We start from the raw sequence: 1895 nt of genomic DNA, 5'->3' as shown, positions 1-1895 counted from the left end.
GATGCGGGGGTCGTTGCCTTCGCTGAGGGCGATTATGGGACGGGTGGCCGGAGCGTTTTGCCGCAACAGCTCGACGGGTGTCAGGGTCATGTGCTCCGGCCTCGTCCTGGGGTTAAGCGCCCTGCGCTTTCATGTCATCGGCGCTGATGCCGGCGACTGCGACGGGTTTTTTCATCGCGTCGCGGCGGAAAGGCTCGCCAAGCTCCTGGTTGATCAGGGCCTCGATCAGCGTGGTGATGCCGTTCTTCTGGTCCTCGATCGCCTGGTTCAGCGCCGCGGTCAGCTCGTCCTGGGTGCGCGCGACAACGCCTTTCAGGCCACAGGCCTGCGCGATACCGGCATAAGACACCTTGGTGTCCAGCTCGGTGCCCACGAAGTTGTCGTCGAACCACAGGGTCGAGTTGCGCTTTTCCGCGCCCCACTGGTAGTTGCGGAACACGATCTGGGTCACGGCGGGCCATTCCTCGCGGCCGATCGCGGTCAACTCGTTCACCGCGATGCCAAAGGCACCGTCACCGGCAAAGCCCACAACCGGAACATCCGGGCAGCCGATCTTGGCACCGACAACGGCGGGCAGGCCATAGCCGCAGGGGCCGAACAGGCCCGGCGCCAGGTATTTGCGACCCTCTTCAAACGACGGATAGGCGTTGCCGATGGCGCAGTTGTTGCCAATGTCCGAGCTGATGATCGCCTCTTTCGGCAGCGCCGCCTGAATGGCGCGCCACGCCATGCGCGGGCTCATCCAGTCGGGCTTGGCCGCGCGGGCGCGCTGGTTCCAAGTGGTGCCCGGATCGTCATCCTCATGGGTCATCGAGGTCAGTTCCTGCGCCCAGGCCGATTTCTTCTGCGCGATGCGCTCTTTGCGCTCCTTGCGGCCTTCGTCACCGGCGGTGTCGCTCAGCTGGGCCAGAATGCCCTTTGCCACCTTGGCGGCGTCGCCGATGATGCCGACGCTGACCGCTTTGGTCAGGCCGATACGGTCAGGGTTGATGTCAACCTGGATGATCTTGGCATCCGCGGGCCAGTAGTTGATGCCATAGCCCGGCAGGGTCGAGAACGGGTTCAGACGGGTGCCGAGGCACAGGACAACATCCGCCTCGCTGATCAGCTCCATCCCCGCTTTCGAACCGTTATAGCCCAGCGGACCGGCAAACAGCGGGTGGCTGCCCGGGAAGGCGTCATTGTGCTGGTAGCCGACGCAGACCGGCGCATCCAGGCGCTCGGCCAGCGCTTTCGACGCCTCGATGCCGCCTTCGGCCAGAACCACACCGGCGCCGTTCAGAATGACAGGGTTTCTGGCGTTCGACAGCAGCTCGGCCGCCTGGGCCACGGCGGTTTCGCCACCCGAGGGGCGCTCGAACTCGACAATGGCGGGCAGGTCGATATCGACAACCTGGGTCCACATGTCGCGCGGGATGTTCAGCTGGGCCGGGGCGCTGGCGCGCTTGGCCTGCATGATCACACGGTTCAGAACCTCGCAGACGCGGGTCGGGTCGCGGACCTCTTCCTGATAGGCGACCATGTCCTCGAACAGCTTCATCTGCTCGACTTCCTGAAAGCCCCCCTGACCGATGGTCTTGTTGGCCGCCTGCGGGGTCACCAGCAGAAGCGGGGTGTGGTTCCAGTAGGCAGTCTTGACGGCGGTCACAAAGTTGGTGATGCCCGGGCCGTTCTGCGCGATCATCATCGACATCTTGCCGGTCGCCCGGGTGTAGCCATCCGCCATCATCCCCGCGCTGCCCTCATGCGCACAGTCCCAGAACATGATCCCAGCCTTCGGAAACAGATCCGAAATCGGCATCATCGCAGAGCCAATGATCCCAAACGCATGTTCAATACCATGCATCTGCAAAACCTTAACAAAGGCCTCTTCCGTCGTCATCTTCATAGGGGTG

General features: G+C 63.6%; 1 protein-coding gene. It reads right to left on the bottom strand.

Annotated features, from left to right (window positions below; all coding sequences use genetic code 11):
• Positions 1-112 precede the first annotated feature (112 nt).
• Positions 113-1888, bottom strand: a complete 1776-nt coding sequence (xsc, locus tag ACR0AM_RS21540; RefSeq protein WP_209508319.1) for a sulfoacetaldehyde acetyltransferase — start codon at positions 1886-1888, stop codon at positions 113-115.
• Positions 1889-1895 lie beyond the last annotated feature (7 nt).

This window comes from Ruegeria sp. AD9, assembly GCF_056542305.1.
This window is presented reverse-complemented; position numbering and strand designations above follow the sequence as displayed.